Origin of the sequence: Pseudomonas sp. RIT-PI-AD, from assembly GCF_025642785.1 — a bacterium.
Classification (GTDB): domain Bacteria; phylum Pseudomonadota; class Gammaproteobacteria; order Pseudomonadales; family Pseudomonadaceae; genus Pseudomonas_T.
Map to the genome: position 1 here is coordinate 41,349 of NZ_JANZKU010000019.1, position 15,998 is coordinate 57,346.

At 67.1% G+C, this 15,998-nt stretch carries 17 protein-coding genes; 6 read left to right on the forward strand and 11 right to left on the reverse strand.

Annotation, left to right across the window (positions count from 1 at the left end; all coding sequences use genetic code 11):
- Window positions 1–35: 35 nt before the first annotated feature.
- The 4 genes from trmD to ffh all read right to left on the reverse strand — a co-directional run bounded on the left by trmD (window position 36) and on the right by ffh (window position 3,133).
- Window positions 36–779 carry a tRNA (guanosine(37)-N1)-methyltransferase TrmD gene (trmD, locus tag OGL92_RS16225; RefSeq protein ID WP_263145359.1) on the reverse strand — a complete coding sequence of 248 codons (744 nt, stop codon included), beginning with the start codon at window positions 777–779 and terminating at the stop codon, window positions 36–38.
- A 16-nt stretch (window positions 780–795) separates the two neighbouring features.
- Window positions 796–1,332, reverse strand: coding sequence for a ribosome maturation factor RimM (gene rimM, locus OGL92_RS16230; protein ID WP_263145362.1), 537 nt, complete (start codon window positions 1,330–1,332; stop codon window positions 796–798).
- A 20-nt stretch (window positions 1,333–1,352) separates the two neighbouring features.
- Entirely contained in the window at window positions 1,353–1,604 is a 252-nt protein-coding gene (gene rpsP / locus OGL92_RS16235; RefSeq protein WP_263145365.1) for a 30S ribosomal protein S16, read from the reverse strand.
- A 152-nt stretch (window positions 1,605–1,756) separates the two neighbouring features.
- A complete protein-coding gene (gene ffh, locus OGL92_RS16240) occupies window positions 1,757–3,133 on the reverse strand; it encodes a signal recognition particle protein (protein WP_263145367.1) in 1,377 nt (458 codons plus the stop codon).
- 176 nt (window positions 3,134–3,309) lie between these two features.
- Between ffh and ccsA the strand changes: the two genes are divergently transcribed.
- Window positions 3,310–4,110 (forward strand): cytochrome c biogenesis protein CcsA, encoded by an 801-nt coding sequence (gene ccsA / locus OGL92_RS16245; protein ID WP_263145372.1) that lies wholly within the window; start codon window positions 3,310–3,312, stop codon window positions 4,108–4,110.
- A 10-nt stretch (window positions 4,111–4,120) separates the two neighbouring features.
- Entirely contained in the window at window positions 4,121–4,945 is an 825-nt protein-coding gene (locus OGL92_RS16250; protein ID WP_263145376.1) for a transporter associated domain-containing protein, read from the forward strand.
- A 76-nt stretch (window positions 4,946–5,021) separates the two neighbouring features.
- Here the strand turns inward: OGL92_RS16250 and purT are convergent, their stop codons facing one another.
- The 4 genes from purT to OGL92_RS16270 all read right to left on the reverse strand — a co-directional run bounded on the left by purT (window position 5,022) and on the right by OGL92_RS16270 (window position 7,677).
- Window positions 5,022–6,203, reverse strand: coding sequence for a formate-dependent phosphoribosylglycinamide formyltransferase (purT, locus tag OGL92_RS16255; RefSeq protein WP_263145379.1), 1,182 nt, complete (start codon window positions 6,201–6,203; stop codon window positions 5,022–5,024).
- Between the two features lie 104 nt (window positions 6,204–6,307).
- Entirely contained in the window at window positions 6,308–6,508 is a 201-nt protein-coding gene (locus tag OGL92_RS16260) for a DUF1289 domain-containing protein (protein WP_263145381.1), read from the reverse strand.
- Entirely contained in the window at window positions 6,508–7,032 is a 525-nt protein-coding gene (locus tag OGL92_RS16265; RefSeq protein WP_263145383.1) for a gamma carbonic anhydrase family protein, read from the reverse strand. Before OGL92_RS16265 ends, OGL92_RS16260 begins: the two co-directional genes overlap by 1 nt.
- Window positions 7,033–7,074: 42 nt before the next feature.
- A complete protein-coding gene (locus OGL92_RS16270; protein ID WP_263145385.1) occupies window positions 7,075–7,677 on the reverse strand; it encodes a CoA pyrophosphatase in 603 nt (200 codons plus the stop codon).
- Window positions 7,678–7,832: 155 nt separating this feature from the next.
- Here OGL92_RS16270 and OGL92_RS16275 point away from each other — a divergent pair, with 155 nt between their 5' ends.
- Window positions 7,833–8,387: an NUDIX hydrolase gene (locus OGL92_RS16275; protein ID WP_263145387.1), complete on the forward strand. Its 555-nt coding sequence runs from the start codon at window positions 7,833–7,835 to the stop codon at window positions 8,385–8,387.
- A gap of 38 nt (window positions 8,388–8,425) precedes the next feature.
- Complete coding sequence (locus OGL92_RS16280; RefSeq protein ID WP_263145390.1) at window positions 8,426–8,929, forward strand: L,D-transpeptidase family protein; 504 nt, start codon at window positions 8,426–8,428, stop codon at window positions 8,927–8,929.
- 200 nt (window positions 8,930–9,129) lie between these two features.
- Here OGL92_RS16280 and OGL92_RS16285 read toward each other — a convergent pair whose 3' ends face one another.
- The 3 genes from OGL92_RS16285 to purL all read right to left on the reverse strand — a co-directional run bounded on the left by OGL92_RS16285 (window position 9,130) and on the right by purL (window position 13,864).
- Window positions 9,130–9,447 carry a YqfO family protein gene (locus tag OGL92_RS16285; RefSeq protein ID WP_263145392.1) on the reverse strand — a complete coding sequence of 106 codons (318 nt, stop codon included), beginning with the start codon at window positions 9,445–9,447 and terminating at the stop codon, window positions 9,130–9,132.
- Between the two features lie 166 nt (window positions 9,448–9,613).
- Entirely contained in the window at window positions 9,614–9,853 is a 240-nt protein-coding gene (locus OGL92_RS22235; protein WP_263145395.1) for a CDGSH iron-sulfur domain-containing protein, read from the reverse strand.
- Between the two features lie 114 nt (window positions 9,854–9,967).
- Window positions 9,968–13,864 carry a phosphoribosylformylglycinamidine synthase gene (gene purL / locus OGL92_RS16295; protein ID WP_263145397.1) on the reverse strand — a complete coding sequence of 1,299 codons (3,897 nt, stop codon included), beginning with the start codon at window positions 13,862–13,864 and terminating at the stop codon, window positions 9,968–9,970.
- A gap of 209 nt (window positions 13,865–14,073) precedes the next feature.
- Between purL and mltF the strand changes: the two genes are divergently transcribed.
- Entirely contained in the window at window positions 14,074–15,534 is a 1,461-nt protein-coding gene (gene mltF, locus OGL92_RS16300) for a membrane-bound lytic murein transglycosylase MltF (RefSeq protein WP_263145399.1), read from the forward strand.
- A 116-nt stretch (window positions 15,535–15,650) separates the two neighbouring features.
- Entirely contained in the window at window positions 15,651–15,998 is a 348-nt protein-coding gene (locus tag OGL92_RS16305; RefSeq protein WP_263145401.1) for an EamA family transporter, read from the forward strand.

Genomic DNA, 15,998 nt, shown 5'->3' on the forward strand with positions numbered 1-15,998 from the left:
TCCTAAGACAAGCCGTCAGACTCGCCATCGATACGTTAACTATCGTCCCGCTGGCGAAGGTATTCCGCCAACAGCTTTTTCTCTTCTCCAGAAAGCGAGCGGCAATCCAGAAGATCGGTGCGGCGTTCGTAGGTCCTTCCGAGGGACTGCTGCAAACGCCAGCGCCGGATGTGTTCGTGGTTGCCGCTGAGCAGCACCCCCGGAACACCTTTACCCGCGTACACCTCGGGACGGGTGTAGTGCGGGCAGTCGAGCAGGCCGTCGGTAAACGAATCCTCCTCGGCGGAATCCGCATGGCCCAATGCACCGGGCAGCAAGCGGGTCACCGCATCAATCAGCACCATCGCCGGCAGCTCACCGCCGGACAACACGTAATCGCCGATCGACCATTCTTCGTCCACGTGCGCTTCGATGAAACGCTCGTCGATGCCTTCGTAGCGCCCGGCGATGAGGATCAGCGCGTCCTCTTTCGCCAGTTCACGCACGGCCGCCTGTACCAGCGGGCGACCTTGCGGCGACAGGTAGATCACCTTCGCCCGCTCCCCGGCCGCCTCGCGGGCTGCCGCCAGCGCGCGCTCCAGGGGTTGAATCTTCATCACCATGCCCGGCCCGCCCCCGAAGGGTCGGTCGTCCACCGTCTGGTGGCGATCCTCGGTGTAGGTGCGCGGATTCCAGCAGGTCAGTTCGAGCAGGCCCTGTTTGACCGCACGGCTGGTGATGCCGTACTCGCCGATGGCGGCGAACATGTCGGGAAACAACGTGATGACGTCGAATCTCATGGTATTGCCATGGGCTTCAGAAGTCCGCGTCCCAGTCCACCCGCATCTCGCCAGCGGCCAGGTCGATCGAAATCACGCATTGCTCGGTATAGGGCAACAGGCGTTCGCGACCGTCCAGGCTACCCGCGCAGGGCTTCACCGCAATCACATCGTTGGCGCCGGTTTCCAGCAGGTGGTCGATGACGCCGAACAATTGTCCGTGCTGATCGATCACCTTGAGGCCTTCCAACTGGTACCAGTAATATTCGCCCTCGCTCAGGTCGGGCAGCGAGTCGCGGGGTACGCAGATTTCGAAACCGGCGTAGGTTCGCGCGATTTCCCGATCTTCGAGCCCCTTGAGCCGCGCCACCAGGACTTTGCCCTGGAGCCGGCCAGCGCTCACTTCGACCTGGCGGGTCTCACCGTCGCGCCGGAGCGTCCAACGGCGATAATCCAGCAAGTTGTCCAGCGGATCGGTGAAGGAGTAGACCTTCACCTCGCCACGAATACCGTGTACCGAAACGATCTTGCCGAGAACGATGAGGTCCTCGGCATCAGCGGGCAGCGTATTCATGACGGTCTGCCGGAGTGCGCTCAGGCGGCGGCCTTAGCGGCTTCCTTGAGCAGTTGAGCGACGCGCTCGGAAGGCTGTGCACCCTGGCTCAGCCAGTAGGTGGCGCGTTCCTGGTCGACGGACAACTTCACTTCGGCGCCAGTGGCGATCGGATTGAAGAAACCGATACGCTCCACGAAACGACCGTCGCGCGCATTGCGGCTGTTGGTCACGGTCAGGTGGTAGAAGGGGCGCTTCTTGGAGCCGCCACGGGCAAGACGGATGGTTACCATTGAACTTCGTTCCTGTAGTCGGTGCTTTGCAAACGATATTGCAGGCTTGGGCCGGGGGCCCGAAAGGCCGCATATTCTAAGGATTATCCGGACTAATGCAAATGTCTTTTTAGTCCGGCGATCGGGACGGCGCTCCGGGGAGCGCCCTGCCCTCACATCTTGGGCATGCCGCCGCCGGGGAACATCCCGCCCATGCCGCGCATCATTTTGGCCATGCCGCCCTTGGCGGTGAATTTCTTCATCATCTTCTGCATCTGCTTGTGCTGCTTGATCAGCTTGCCCACGTCCTGCACCTGGGTGCCGGAACCCAGGGCGATGCGCCGCTTGCGCGAGCCGCTGATGACGTCCGGATCGCGGCGCTCGGCGGGGGTCATGGAGTTGATGATCGCCTCCATCTGCTTGAATTGCTTTTCCGCCACGCCTTGTGCGCTGCCCATCTGCGCCAGGTTGACCCCGCCGATCTGCGGCAGCTTGTCCATCAGGCCGCCGAGGCCGCCCATGTTCTTCATCTGCTGCAACTGGTCGCGGAAGTCCTCGAGGTCGAAGCCCTTGCCTTTCTTCAGTTTCTTGGTGAGCTTCTCCGCCTTCTCGCGATCCAGGGTCTGCTCGGCCTGCTCGATCAGGCTGAGTACGTCGCCCATGCCGAGGATGCGCGATGCGATCCGATCCGGGTGGAAGGGGTCGAGGGCTTCGCTCTTCTCGCCCATGCCGAGGAACTTGATCGGCTTGCCGGTGATGGCGCGCACCGACAGCGCGGCACCGCCACGGGCGTCGCCGTCTACCTTGGTCAACACCACGCCGGTCAGCGGCAACGCCTCGTCGAACGCCTTGGCGGTGTTGGCGGCGTCCTGGCCGGTCATCGCATCCACCACGAACAGGGTTTCCACCGGGTTGATCGCCGCGTGGACCGCCTTGATCTCGTCCATCATCTCGGCGTCGACGTGCAGCCGCCCGGCGGTGTCGACGATGACCACGTCGATGAACTTGAGCTTGGCCTCGCGGATGGCCGCCTCGGCGATGGCCACCGGCTTCTGCGTCAGGTCGGAGGGGAAGAAGATCGCGCCGACTTCGCCGGCCAGGGTTTCGAGTTGCTTGATCGCCGCCGGGCGGTAGACGTCGGCGGAGACCACCATCACCGATTTCTTCTTGCGCTCCTTGAGGAAGCGCGCCAGCTTGCCGGCGGTGGTGGTCTTGCCCGCGCCCTGCAAGCCGGCCATCAGGATCACCGCCGGCGGCGTGGCGTTCAGCGCCAGGTCTTCGTTGGCGGCGCCCATCAGGGTCTCGAGCTCGGCCCGCACGATCTTCACGAACGCCTGGCCCGGGGTCAGGCTCTTCGACACCTCGGTGCCGACCGCGCGGTCCTTGACCTTGTTGACGAAGTCCTTGACCACCGGCAGCGCGACGTCCGCTTCCAGCAGCGCCATGCGCACTTCGCGCAGGGTGTCCTTGATGTTCTCTTCGCTCAACTTGGCCTTGCCGGTGACGTGGCGCAGCGTCTGCGAGAGGCGGTCGGTCAGGTTTTCGAACATGCAGGTTCCTTTCAGAAACGGGTGGCGGGGCCGACGGCGAGGGTCGGGGCGCCCGGACATGCGGCAGGCGGCGGATTATATCGGAGACTTCGGCCTGCCGCACCGCCAGCGGTCTTTCGTGGGCGGGCGGTTCTGTGCCACACTCGCCCCCTTTCGGGCTTGCCTTACAAGGACTTATGCACCCTCTGCTGCCCAGCCTGGCGGCCGCCGCCCTGTACGCCGGCGCCGCGTTCTATCAAGGCCTTCGCCTGGCCAGACACGAAAAGCCGAACAGGACCCTGCTCGCGCTGCTCGTCGTGATCGCCCTGTTCTTCCATGGCGGCAGCCTGTTCATGCAATTGCATGCGGTGCCGGGCCTGTCCCTCGACTTCTTCAATGCCGCCAGCCTGATCGCCTTCGCGGTGATCCTGCTGACCCTGGTCGCCTGCCTGCGCATCCCGGTGGAGAACCTGCTGCTGGTGCTCCTGCCGCTCGGCTGCCTGACGGTGCTGCTCGCGCAGTTCCTGCCCTCGGGCACGGTCAGCCCGATCGACGAGGAACCGGGCATCCTCGCCCATATCCTGCTGTCGATCCTCGCCTACGGGCTGCTGACCATGGCGGTGTTCCAATCCTTGCTGCTGTTGCTCCAGGACTACCAGCTCAAGCACAAGCACCCGTCCGGCCTGATTCGCAACTTCCCGCCCCTGCAGACCATGGAAAGCCTGTTGTTCGGCTTCCTCTGGGCCGGCTGGGGCCTGCTCTCGCTGTCGCTGTTGTCGGGCTGGCTGTTCGTCGAGAACCTATTCGCCCAGCACCTGGCCCACAAGACCATCCTGTCGTGCTTCGCCTGGGTGGTGTTCGGGGTGCTGCTGTGGGGCCGCCATCGCCTCGGCTGGCGGGGCCACAAGGCCATCCGCTGGACGCTCGCCGGCTTCTGCCTGCTGATGCTGGCCTATTTCGGCAGCAAGCTGGTCCGCGAATTCATCCTGCACATCTGACGTGGCACCCATGAACGGATTCTTCAGCGGACTCCTGCTCGGCCTGTCGATCGCCCTGGCCCTCGCCGCCTTTCTGCTGTGGGCCCTGGGCCGCCGGAGCCCGGCCGTGCGGCAGACGCCGACGCAGGAAGAGGACCCGCTGCACGCCCTGGAACACCTCAGCGTCAACGAAGTGATGGTGCCGCGCGGGCAGATCGAGGGGCTCGACCTGGACGGCACGCCGGCGAGCATGCTCGAACAGCTCGGCAGGACGCCCCACAGCCGCCTGCCGCTCTACCGCGGCGACATCAACCAGGTGCAAGGGGTGATCCACGTGCGGCAGATCGCCCGCCTGCTGGGCGAGGGCACCTTCGACGCCGCCACCCTGCTGGCCGCCAGCCGCGAGCCTTATTTCGTCCCGCAAAGCACCCCGCTGGCCAAGCAATTGCGCCACTTCCAGAAGCAGCAGCGGCGGCTCGGCCTGGTGGTGGACGAATACGGCGAACTGGTGGGGCTGGTCAGCCTGGAAGACATCCTGCAGCAACTGATCGGAACCTTCGCCAGCCTGGAGACGCCCTTCCCCCAAGGCATCCAGGCCCTCGGCGATGGCAGCTACCGGATCAACGGCAACGTGCTGATCCGCGAACTGAACCAGCGCCTTTCCTGGCAACTGCCCAGCGAGGGACCGAAAACCCTCAACGGCCTGATCACCGAAGCGCTGGAGAGCCTGCCGGAAAGCGGCGTCTGCCTGAAGATCGGCCCTTATCGGCTGGAAGTGCTGGAGATCGACCACAACCGGGTCGAGCAGGTGAAGCTGTGGAACGCCGGCTTCACCCCGGAACGCTGGCCCCGCTGAGCGGCACCCGCCGCTGGTACCGGCAGAGCCTCCCTGCCCGCCACCGATCGCACGGCGGGCAATGCCAACCCCGTCCTCAGAGGCTGACGTCCACCGCCTGGGCGGCGCGCGTCGCCTTGGCCCGCGCCGCCTCCACCGAGGCATCCCGCGCCAGGGCCACGCCCATGCGCCGCTGACCGTCCACCTCGGGCTTGCCGAACAGGCGCAGCGCCGTATCGGGCTCGGCCAGGGCCACGCCGAGGTTGGAGAAACAGATTTCCCGGGAACGCCCCTCCACCAGGATCACCGCCGAAGCCGAGGGACCGACCTGACGGATCGCCGGGATCGGCAGGCCGAGGATCGCCCGGGCATGCAGGGCGAACTCGGACAGGTCCTGGGAAATCAGGGTGACCAGCCCGGTGTCGTGGGGACGCGGGGATACCTCGCTGAACCACACCTGATCGCCCTTGACGAACAGTTCGACGCCGAACAGCCCGCGCCCGCCCAGGGACTCGGTGACCGCGCGGGCGATCCGCTCGGATTCGGCGAGCGCGCGCGGGCTCATCGCCTGCGGCTGCCAGGACTCGTGATAGTCGCCCTTCACCTGGCGATGCCCGATGGGCGCGCAGAAGGTGGTGCCGCCGACGTGGCGTACGGTCAGCAGGGTGATCTCGTAGTCGAAATCGATGAAGCCCTCCACGATCACCCTGCCCTTCCCGGCGCGACCGCCCTCCTGGGCATGGTCCCAGGCAGCCTGCAGGTCGGCGTCGCTCTTCAGCAGGCTCTGGCCCTTGCCGGAGGAACTCATGATCGGCTTGACCACGCAGGGATAGCCGACGCTCGCCACTGCGGCGCGATAGGCGTCGAGGGTATCGGCGAAGCGATAGGGCGAGGTCGGCAGGCCGAGTTCCTCCGCGGCCAGGCGGCGGATGCCCTCGCGGTTCATGGTCAGTTGCGCGGCCCGGGCGGTCGGCACCACGGTGTAGCCTTCGCTCTCCAGCTCCACCAGGGTGGCGGTGGCGATGGCCTCGATTTCCGGCACGATGTAGTGCGGGCGCTCCCGCTCGATCACCGCGCGCAGGGCCTCGCCGTCCAGCATGCTGATCACGTGGCTGCGGTGCGCCACCTGCATCGCCGGCGCATCGGCGTAACGGTCCACGGCGATCACTTCCACGCCCAGGCGTTGCAACTCGATGGCGACTTCCTTGCCCAGCTCGCCCGAGCCACACAGCAATACACGGGTCGCACTGGGCGACAGCGGGGTTCCGATACGGGGCATCTTGGTTCCTCAGGTTTGAAGCGATGGGAAGAAAGGACGCCGGCCCGATTCAGGGGACAGCTCTTCGAATAACGTCCGGCAGGGCAGCCAGGCCACCATCGGGCTCAGTCCGGCTCGATCAGGAACAGGCCCTGGGCCTTCCCCCGCTCGATGCAGCGCGCCAGCACACGCAGGCGTTCGGCGTCGTCCATGCGCCCCCAGCGGGTGATCTCATCCATCGAACGCTGGCAACCGATGCAGATGTCCTGCTCGTCCAGGGCGCACACGTGCACGCAGGGCGAAGCCACCGGGCGCCGCGGCTCCATCAGTCGTTCTGCTCGGTCAGGTCGCGGGCATAGCGCTGGGCGTTGTGCACGTAATGCGCGGCACCGGCTTCGAGCATCTGTTTCTGCGCCTCGCTGAGCTCCCGCACCACCTTGCCGGGGGAGCCCATCACCAGGCTGCCGTCGGGGATTTCCTTGCCCTCGGCGATCAGCGCGTTGGCGCCGATGATGCAGTGCTTGCCGATCTTCGCCCCGTTGAGCACCACCGCGTTGATGCCGATCAGGCTGTGATCGCCCACGGTGCAGCCGTGCAACATGGCGTTGTGGCCGATGGTCACGCCCTTGCCGATGGTCAGCGGCGAGCCGGGGTCGGTGTGCATCACGGTGCCGTCCTGCACGTTGCTGTTCTCGCCGATCAGGATCAGCTCGTTGTCGCCACGCAGCACCGCGCCGAACCAGACGCTGGCGCCGGCCTCCAGGCGCACCTTGCCGATCAGGGTGGCGCCGGGGGCGACCCAGCTGTCGGGATGGGTTTCGACACGGGCATTGCCCAAAGCGTATTTCATCAGGCGTTCCTCTGAGGGACTCGGGGCCTCGCCACGGACGGCTCAGCTCAGTTTGAGGTAGGAGGCCGGCGCCTCGTGCAGATCGATCCCGGCATCGAATACCAGGTTGGTCAGTTCCACCACCATGATCGCGGTCAACCCCCAGATCTTGTACTCGCCGAAGCGATAGCTGGGCACGTACCAGCTCCGGCCGAAGTAATCGATGCGATGGGTGGTTTCCCGCGGATCGTCGCGGAAGAACGTCAGCGGCACGGAAAATACCGCGGCGATCTCCCCGTCGTTGGCGCGGTACTCGACGAAATCCGGCACGAAGCCGACGTAGGGGGTGACCTTGATGCCGTGGCGCGAGACCAGGGTGCTCAGTGGGCCGATGACTTCCACCAGGCCCGGCGGCAGGCCGACTTCTTCCTCGGCCTCGCGCAGGGCGGTGTGGATCAGGTCGCGGTCTTCCGGGTCGCGGCGGCCGCCGGGGAAAGCGACTTCGCCCCCGTGGGTGGAGAGGCCGCTGGCGCGCAGGGTGAGGATCAGTTCCGGCTCGTCGCTGCGGGTGATGGGCACCAGCACGGCGGCCTCGGGGAAGGCGCGGTCGGTCTCGAAGAGACGGGGTGAGTGGCTCTGCACGCGACGCAGCAGCTCGTCCAGCATGGGGCGCTCTCGTTCTTTGTTCTGCCGGGCATCATGGCACGAAGCGACGACCGGCCCAACCCCCGGGGGATGACCGTCGCCGCCGCACTTGCCGCCGGGACGACTCGCCGCCAAGATGGCCCGCTGTGCGCCACTCCCGTTGACGAGGAAGCCCGATGAAATTCTGCAGCCAGTGCGGCGGCCCGGTGAGCCAGCGCATCCCCGCGGGCGACAACCGCCTGCGTTATATTTGCGACGCCTGCTCGCTCATCCATTACCAGAACCCGCGGATCGTCGCCGGTTGCCTGCCGGTGTGGAACGGCCAGGTGCTGCTCTGCCGGCGCGCGATCGAGCCGCGGCGCGGCTACTGGACGCTGCCGGCGGGCTTCATGGAGAACGGCGAGACCATGGCCCAGGCGGCGGCTCGCGAGACCCTGGAAGAGGCTTGCGCCCGGGTCGAGGCGCTCGAGCTCTATACGCTGTTCGACCTGCCGCACATCGACCAGGTCTACCTGTTCTTCCGCGCCGAACTGGCGGACGGCGCCTTCGCCTGCGGCGAGGAAAGCCTGGAGGTGCGGCTGTTCGCCGAAGAGGAGATCCCCTGGTCCGAACTGGCTTTCCCGACCGTGGGACGCACTTTAGAATGCTTCTTCGCCGATCGGCGGACCCAGCGCTATCCGGTGCGCAACGAGCCCCTGGCCCCCTTGTCCGCCTACCTCAAAAAAGTCTGACCGCGCCGCGGTCGCATCACTCTCGGGATACGTTTTCGATGCGCTGGTTGCTCGCCCTTCTCTGTTCGTTCGTGGCCGCCCTGGCCCAGGCCGGTGAGGCTCCCACGCTGGACGGCAAGGCCATCGACAAGGTGCTGGTGCTGAAATCCGAACATCGCCTGCACCTGCTCAATCGCGGCGAAGTGCTCAAGTCCTACCGCATCTCCCTCGGCAAGCAGCCCAAGGGACCGAAGTTGCGCGAAGGCGACAAACGCACCCCGGAAGGCTTCTACTGGATCGACTGGCGCAAGACCAGCGCACGCTACAACCTGGCCATGCACATCTCCTACCCCAACGCCCGCGACGTGGAGCAGGCCAAGGCGCAGAAGGTCAAGCCGGGCGGCATGATCCTGATCCACGGCACCCCGCTGAGCGCGGAATACCCCGAGTGGTACTTCCATACCCTGGACTGGACCGAGGGTTGCATCGCCATGACCAACAGCGACATGCGCGAGGTCTGGAAGCTGGTCAAGGACGGCACCATGATCGAGATCCGCCCCTGAGGCCGGACGCCCGGGCGCTCGCCGAGCGATCTTCCGGCATGAGCGGGCGTGGCTCGCACCGCCCTACGCCGCCTTCCGCGCAACGAGTCGCCCTTCGCGCCGATCCACGCGGCAAATCCGACCACCTTGACCTTTGCATGCCGGCCCCGGCACCGGAGAGTCTCGCCCGGGGAGGCGGGCGGATGCGGGAAGGCCGGTCGTCAGAACTGCAGGTCGGACAGCCGCCACACGTCGAAAGCGGGCGTCTCGTAGGGATGGCTGCGCTTGAGCGCCTTGACCGTGTCGTGGAGCTGTTCGTCGGCGACCACCAGCTCCACCTTCCACTCCGCCACCCGTTCCAGGGCCCCGGCCTCGCCCAGATAGGGCTTGCTGCCCTCGAGCGGCAGGAACTGGCCCTGGCCCAGGGTCTGCCAGCAGCAATTCTCGTAGGCACCGAGGCGCCCGCCGCCGGCGGCGAAGACCGCGCGCTTGACGGCTTCGAGGTGGGTTTCTGGAACGTAGAAGCAGAGTTTGTACATCAAGGCCTCCGAAGGGAACGGGCGCTGGACTGCGAGGGCACATGATAGCGCACCATGATGGCACTTAGCCTTGATGCCGAGGCCGCCGAGGCCGCTACAGGATATCGACTCGGCCCTGGCCGGCCTTGTTCAGCCGTGAAACGCCACACCCGCTGTAAGCCCTCAGCTACTCGGCGCCCTGACGAAAGCGCCGCCAGCGCTCACGCCAGGAGACCGTCGCGGGAGCATGACTGCCGTCGCAGTACGGCAGGTCGGCGGAGCGCCCGCACCGGCACAGCGACAGATACCCCTGGCGCCTTACCCGCAATTCCAGCCCCGCCTCGCAGGTCGCGGGGCAATCGGGCCCCTCGGGTGAACGGCCGCAGGTGCACAGGCGCAGCGACTGGCCGGGCCGGACCGCGCGCACGTCGGGCAGCGACGCGCGCGGCGGGATGAGCGCTGGCGCGCCGGAATCCGGCTGGTCCGAGCCGGTTCCCTGGACGCTGCCGCCTTCGCGGCGGCCGGGCGACTTCGCCGTGGCTCAGTCCACCCAGTGCCGGGCGTTGCGGAACATGCGCAGCCAGCCGCCGTCTTCCTGCCAGTCGTCCGGACGCCAGGAGTTCTGCACGGCGCGGAACACCCGCTCGGGGTGCGGCATCATGATGGTCACGCGGCCGTCGCGGCTGCACAGCCCGGTGATGCCCCGCGGCGAACCGTTGGGGTTGGCCGGGTAGGCCTCGGTGACCTTGCCGTGGTTGTCGACGAAACGCAGCGCCACGCAGCCGGACAGGTCAGACTCCAGCAGGGCCTCCTCGCTTTCGAACTCGGCATGCCCCTCGCCGTGGGCGATGGCGATCGGCATGCGCGAACCGGCCATGCCGCGCAGGAAGATCGAAGCCGACTCCTGCACCTGGACCATCGCCACCCGCGCCTCGAACTGCTCCGAGCGGTTGCGCACGAAGTGCGGCCAGAACTCGGTCCCGGGGATCAGCTCGTGCAGGTTGGACATCATCTGGCAACCGTTGCAGACGCCCAGGGCGAAGCTGTCCTTGCGCTCGAAGAACCCCTGGAAGGCATCGCGCGCGCGGCTGTTGAACAACGCCGACTTGGCCCAGCCCTCGCCGGCGCCGAGCACGTCGCCATAGGAGAAGCCGCCGCAGGCGACCAGCCCCTTGAAGTTCGCCAGGTCGACGCGACCGGCGAGGATGTCGCTCATGTGCACGTCGTGGGCGGCGAAGCCGGCGCGGTCGAAGGCCGCGGCCATTTCCACCTGGCCATTGACGCCCTGCTCGCGCAGCACCGCGATCTGCGGGCGCACGCCTTTCTTGATGTAGGGCGCGGCGATGTCCTGGTTCACGTCGAAGGACAGCTTGACCGACAGCCCGGGGTTCTCCTCGTCGAGCAGCGCGTCGAATTCCTGCTCGGCGCATTCCGCGTTGTCCCGCAGCCGCTGGATGCGATAGCTGGTCTCGCTCCACTGGCGTTGCAGGAGCCGCCGCTGCCCGGCGAACACCGGCTCGCCAGCGAAATCGACGACGACGTCCGAGCCGTTCAACGGCTGGCCGATCACCGCCACGCAGTCCTCCAGGCCCGCCGCGCTGAACTGTGCCAGCACGTCCGCGGTGATGTCCTGGCGCACCTGGATGACCGCGCCGAGCTCCTCGCTGAACAACACGCCCGCCAGTTCCTCGCGGCGGTCGGCCAGCGGATCGAGGACGAGGTTCACCCCGCAATGCCCGGCGAAGGCCATTTCCAGCACGCTGGTGATCAGGCCGCCGTCGGAACGGTCGTGGTAGGCCAGCAGGTGGCCGTCGACGTTGAGGCCCTGGATCACCGCGAAGAAGGCCTTCAGGTCCTCGGCGTCGTCCACGTCCGGCGCTTGGCGCCCGAGGCGGCCATGGGTCTGCGCCAGGATCGAGCCACCCAGGCGGTTCTGGCCGCGCCCGAGGTCGATCAGGATCAGGTCGGTCTCGCCCCTGTCCAGGCGCAGTTGCGGGGTCAGGGTGCGGCGGATGTCGCTCACCGGGGCGAAACCGGTGACGATCAGCGACAGCGGCGAGGTGACGCTCTTGTCGACGCCCTCGTCCTGCCAGCGGGTCTTCATCGACATCGAGTCCTTGCCGACCGGGATGGCGATGCCCAGGGCCGGGCACAGCTCCATGCCGACCGCCCTGACCGTGTCGTAGAGCCGCGCGTCTTCGCCCGGATGGCCGGCGGCGGCCATCCAGTTGGCCGACAGCTTGATGTCGGAAATCCTCTCGATGTGCGCGGCGGCGAGGTTGGTCAGCGTCTCGCCGATCGCCATGCGCCCGGAGGCGGCGGCGTCCAGCAGGGCCAGGGGCGTGCGTTCGCCCATGGCCATGGCTTCGCCGGTATGGACGTCGAAGCTGGTGGCGGTCACCGCGCAGTCGGCCACCGGCACCTGCCAGGGGCCGACCATCTGGTCGCGGGCCACCAGCCCGGTGATGGTGCGGTCGCCGATGGTGATCAAGAAGCTCTTGCTGGCCACCGCCGGGTGGCGCAGGACACGCCCGAGGGCTTCTTCCAGGTCCAGGCCGCTGGCGTCGAAGTCGTCGCCCAGCGCCGCCTCGCGGCTGGCGCTGCGGTGCATGCGCGGCGCCTTGCCGAGCAGCACCTCGAGGGGCATGTCCACCGCATGGTTGTCGAAGTGGCTGTCGGCCACGGTCAGGCGGCGTTCCGCGGTGGCCTCGCCGACCACCGCGAAGGGGCAGCGCTCGCGCTCGCAGATGGCCTTGAAGCGCTCGAAGTCCTCGGCGTCCACGGAGAGCACGTAGCGCTCCTGGGACTCGTTGCACCAGATTTCCAGCGGGCTCATGCCGGGTTCGTCGTTGGGGATCGCGCGCAGGTCGAAGCGACCGCCGCGGCCGGCGTCGTTGACCAGTTCGGGGAAGGCGTTGGACAGGCCGCCGGCGCCGACGTCGTGGATGAAGGTGATGGGGTTGTCCGCGCCCAGCTGCCAGCAGCGGTCGATGACCTCCTGGCAACGCCGCTCCATTTCCGGGTTGTCGCGCTGCACCGAGGCGAAGTCCAGGTCGGCCGAGCTGGCGCCGGTGGCCATGGAGGACGCCGCGCCCCCGCCGAGGCCGATGAGCATGGCCGGGCCGCCGAGCACGATCAGCTTGCCGCCGACCGAGATGTCGCCCTTCTGCACGTGCTCCTCGCGAATGTTGCCCATGCCGCCGGCGAGCATGATCGGCTTGTGGTAGCCGCGCACTTCTTCACCGCGCGGGGTCTGCACCGCCTGCTCGAAGGTGCGGAAGTAACCGGTCAGGGCCGGACGGCCGAATTCGTTGTTGAACGCCGCGCCGCCCAGGGGCCCTTCGAGCATGATGTCCAGCGGCGTGACGATGCGCTCGGGCTTGCCGTAGGGCACTTCCCAGGGTTGTTCGAAGCCGGGGATGTTGAGGTTGGACACGGTGAAGCCGGTCAGCCCCGCCTTGGGCTTGGCGCCGCGGCCGGTGGCGCCCTCGTCGCGAATCTCGCCACCGGAGCCGGTGGAGGCGCCGGGGAAGGGCGCGATGGCGGTCGGGTGGTTGTGGGTCTCCACCTTCATCAGGATGTGCACCGGCTCCTGGGTCGCCCCGTAGCGGCGCGACTCCGGGTCCGGGTAGAAGCGGCCGGCGCGGTGGCCGACGATCACCGCGGCGTTGTCTTTGTAGGCGGACAGCACGCCTTCGCGGTGCAGCTCATGGGTGTTCTTGATCATGCCGAACAGGGATTTCTCCTGGCTCTCGCCATCGATGTCCCAGCTGGCGTTGAAGATCTTGTGCCGGCAATGCTCGGAGTTGGCCTGGGCGAACATCATCAGTTCGATGTCGTGGGGGTTGCGCCCCAGCTCGCCGAAGCTCTTCACCAGGTAGTCGATCTCGTCGTCGGCCAGGGCCAGGCCGAGCTCGACGTTGGCCTTCTCCAAGGCCGCGCGGCCACCGCCGAGCACGTCCACCGCGGTCAGCGGACGCGGCTTGGCGTGGCTGAACAGTTCGGCGGCGTCTTCCAGGCGCGGCAGGATCAGTTGGGTCATGCGGTCGTGCAGCGCGGCGGCCACGGCCTGGGCGTCGGCGTCGCTCAATTCGCCGGCGACGTAGTAGGCGATGCCGCGCTCGAGGCGCTGGATCTTCGCCAGCCCGCAATTGCGGGCGATGTCGCTGGCCTTGCTCGACCAGGGCGAAATGGTGCCGAAGCGCGGCACTGCCAGGAACAGGCGGCCGCTGGGCTCCTGCACCGGCACGCTGGGACCGTACCTCAGCAGCCGTGCCAATACCTGCGTTTCATCGTCGCCGAGCACGCCGGCGACCTCGGCGAAATGCGCGAATTCGGCGTACAGCCCGGTCACGGCGGGGACCTTGGCGGTCAGTTGCTCGAGCAGTTTGCCGTGGCGAAAAGCGGAAAGGGCGGGAGCGCCGCGCAGGATAAGCATCGGGGAACAGCCTCGGAGGGGGAGCGTTGAGGCCGTGCATTCTAGCCTATCGGGACTGATCGCCCAAGGCTGCGGCGCGGGCTTCGGCGGCCCCGGCGGCGGGCCGATCCCGGCGCCCCGCGCGGTGGCTGCGCCGGCCCGCGCCACTACCAGAGCGCTCCCCGGCTGTCCAGATATGGCGGCGATGCCGCTTTGCGTATACTGCGCCGATGTTCATCCCCATGGCGTTCCGCCCCCGCCGGGCCTTCTGGCTGCTGGCGACCGGAATCCTCCTGGCGCTCGGCGGCTGCGTTGAAAAAACACCCAGCACCCTGGAGCGTATAAAGGAGGACGGCGTGCTACGCGTGGTCACCCGCAACAGCCCGGCCACCTATTTCCAGGACCGCAGCGGCGAGACCGGTTTCGAGTACGAACTGGTGAAACGCTTCGCCGAAGACCTCGGCGTCAAGCTGCAGGTCGAGACCGCCGACAACCTCGACGACCTGTTCAACCGCCTGAACCAGAAGAACGGCCCGGTGCTGGCCGCCGCCGGCCTGGTGGCGAGCGAGGGGCGCAAGGCCCAGGCGCGTTTTTCTCACCCCTACCTGGAAGTCACGCCTCAGGTCATCTACCGCAGCGGCGCGCCGCGCCCCACCCGTCCGGAAGACCTGCTGGGCAAGCGCATCTTGGTCCTGCAAGGCAGCACCCACGCCGAGCAACTGGCCGTGCTCAAGCGCAGCTATCCCGAGCTGCAATACGAGGAATCCTCCGCCGTCGAGGTGGTCGACCTGCTGCGCATGGTCGACGAGGGCCAGATCGACCTGACCCTGGTGGACTCCAACGAGCTGGCGATGAACCAGGTGTACTTCCCTAACGTACGGGTGGCCTTCGACCTGGGCGACTCCCGCGCGCTGGGCTGGGCGGTCGCGCCGGGGGAAGACCAGAGCCTGCTGCAGGAAGTCGACCGGTTCCTCGACGGGGTGCAGGAGAACGGCACCCTGCAACGCCTGAAGGATCGCTACTACGGTCACGTCGACGTGCTCGGCTACGTCGGCGCCTACACCTTCGCCAAGCACCTGCAGCAACGCCTGCCGCGCTACGAACAGCATTTCCGCCGCGCCTCCCAGGAGCAGGAGATCGACTGGCGCCTGCTCGCCGCCATCGGCTACCAGGAGTCGCTCTGGCAACCCGCGGCCACCTCCAAGACCGGCGTGCGCGGCCTGATGATGCTCACCCAGAGCACCGCCCAGGCCATGGGCGTGGCCAATCGCCTGGATGCGCGGCAGAGCATCCTCGGCGGCAGCAAGTACTTCGCCCTGATCAAGGAAGGCCTGTCCGACGAACTGCTCGAGCCGGACCGGACCTGGTTCGCCCTGGCCGCCTACAACATCGGCATCGCCCACCTCGGCGACGCCCGCCGCCTGGCCCGCCAGGAAGGGCTGGACCCGAACAAGTGGCTGGATGTGAAGAAGATGCTGCCGCGCCTGGCGCAGAAGCAGTGGTACAGCAAGACCCGCTTCGGCTATGCGCGGGGCGGCGAGACCGTGCACTTCGTGCAGAACATCCGTCGCTACTACGACATCCTCACCTGGGTGACCCAACCGCAGATGGAAGGCACGCAGATCGCCGAAAGTGCCCTGCACATGCCCGCGGTGATCAAGGAAAAGCCTCTGGAAAGCCTGCCGAACTGACCGTAGGCCGCCGCGCGCGCCTTCCGCGGCGAAAGCGCCTATGGAACTCCGACGGCCGAACCCGATACTATCGCGCGCCGCAGCGCCCACTTCCGTTGTGCCACCGAGGTTGTCCCTTGTCGCCCCTTTATATCTTCGCCACGCTGCTGTGCGTGACCGGCATCGCCTCCGGGCAAATCCTGTTCAAGCAGGCCGCGATGAACATCCAGACGGCGACCGACTGGCAAGCCTGGGTGTTCAACGGCGCGCTGATCGCCGCGCTCTGCCTCTATGGCTTCACCACGCTGTTCTGGATCTGGATCCTGCGCCACGTGCCGCTGTACCTGGCCTACCCCTTCATGGGCCTGGCCTTCCTGATCGTGCCGGTACTCGAACACTTCTTCTTCGGCTCGCCCCTGCACCTGAAAACCTTCCTGGGAGGCGGGCTCATCCTGCTCGGCGTCGTGCTCGCGGCCTCCACATGA

What these genes read in the sequence shown, in the direction of transcription:
- trmD (WP_263145359.1), bottom strand. Translation starts at nt 779, where the DNA reads ATGAGATTCGACGTCATCACGTTGTTTCCCGACATGTTCGCCGCCATC.
- rimM (WP_263145362.1), bottom strand. Translation starts at nt 1,332, where the DNA reads ATGAATACGCTGCCCGCTGATGCCGAGGACCTCATCGTTCTCGGCAAG.
- rpsP (WP_263145365.1), bottom strand. Translation starts at nt 1,604, where the DNA reads ATGGTAACCATCCGTCTTGCCCGTGGCGGCTCCAAGAAGCGCCCCTTC.
- ffh (WP_263145367.1), bottom strand. Translation starts at nt 3,133, where the DNA reads ATGTTCGAAAACCTGACCGACCGCCTCTCGCAGACGCTGCGCCACGTC.
- ccsA (WP_263145372.1), top strand. Translation starts at nt 3,310, where the DNA reads ATGCACCCTCTGCTGCCCAGCCTGGCGGCCGCCGCCCTGTACGCCGGC.
- OGL92_RS16250 (WP_263145376.1), top strand. Translation starts at nt 4,121, where the DNA reads ATGAACGGATTCTTCAGCGGACTCCTGCTCGGCCTGTCGATCGCCCTG.
- purT (WP_263145379.1), bottom strand. Translation starts at nt 6,203, where the DNA reads ATGCCCCGTATCGGAACCCCGCTGTCGCCCAGTGCGACCCGTGTATTG.
- OGL92_RS16260 (WP_263145381.1), bottom strand. Translation starts at nt 6,508, where the DNA reads ATGGAGCCGCGGCGCCCGGTGGCTTCGCCCTGCGTGCACGTGTGCGCC.
- OGL92_RS16265 (WP_263145383.1), bottom strand. Translation starts at nt 7,032, where the DNA reads ATGAAATACGCTTTGGGCAATGCCCGTGTCGAAACCCATCCCGACAGC.
- OGL92_RS16270 (WP_263145385.1), bottom strand. Translation starts at nt 7,677, where the DNA reads ATGCTGGACGAGCTGCTGCGTCGCGTGCAGAGCCACTCACCCCGTCTC.
- OGL92_RS16275 (WP_263145387.1), top strand. Translation starts at nt 7,833, where the DNA reads ATGAAATTCTGCAGCCAGTGCGGCGGCCCGGTGAGCCAGCGCATCCCC.
- OGL92_RS16280 (WP_263145390.1), top strand. Translation starts at nt 8,426, where the DNA reads ATGCGCTGGTTGCTCGCCCTTCTCTGTTCGTTCGTGGCCGCCCTGGCC.
- OGL92_RS16285 (WP_263145392.1), bottom strand. Translation starts at nt 9,447, where the DNA reads ATGTACAAACTCTGCTTCTACGTTCCAGAAACCCACCTCGAAGCCGTC.
- purL (WP_263145397.1), bottom strand. Translation starts at nt 13,864, where the DNA reads ATGCTTATCCTGCGCGGCGCTCCCGCCCTTTCCGCTTTTCGCCACGGC.
- mltF (WP_263145399.1), top strand. Translation starts at nt 14,074, where the DNA reads ATGTTCATCCCCATGGCGTTCCGCCCCCGCCGGGCCTTCTGGCTGCTG.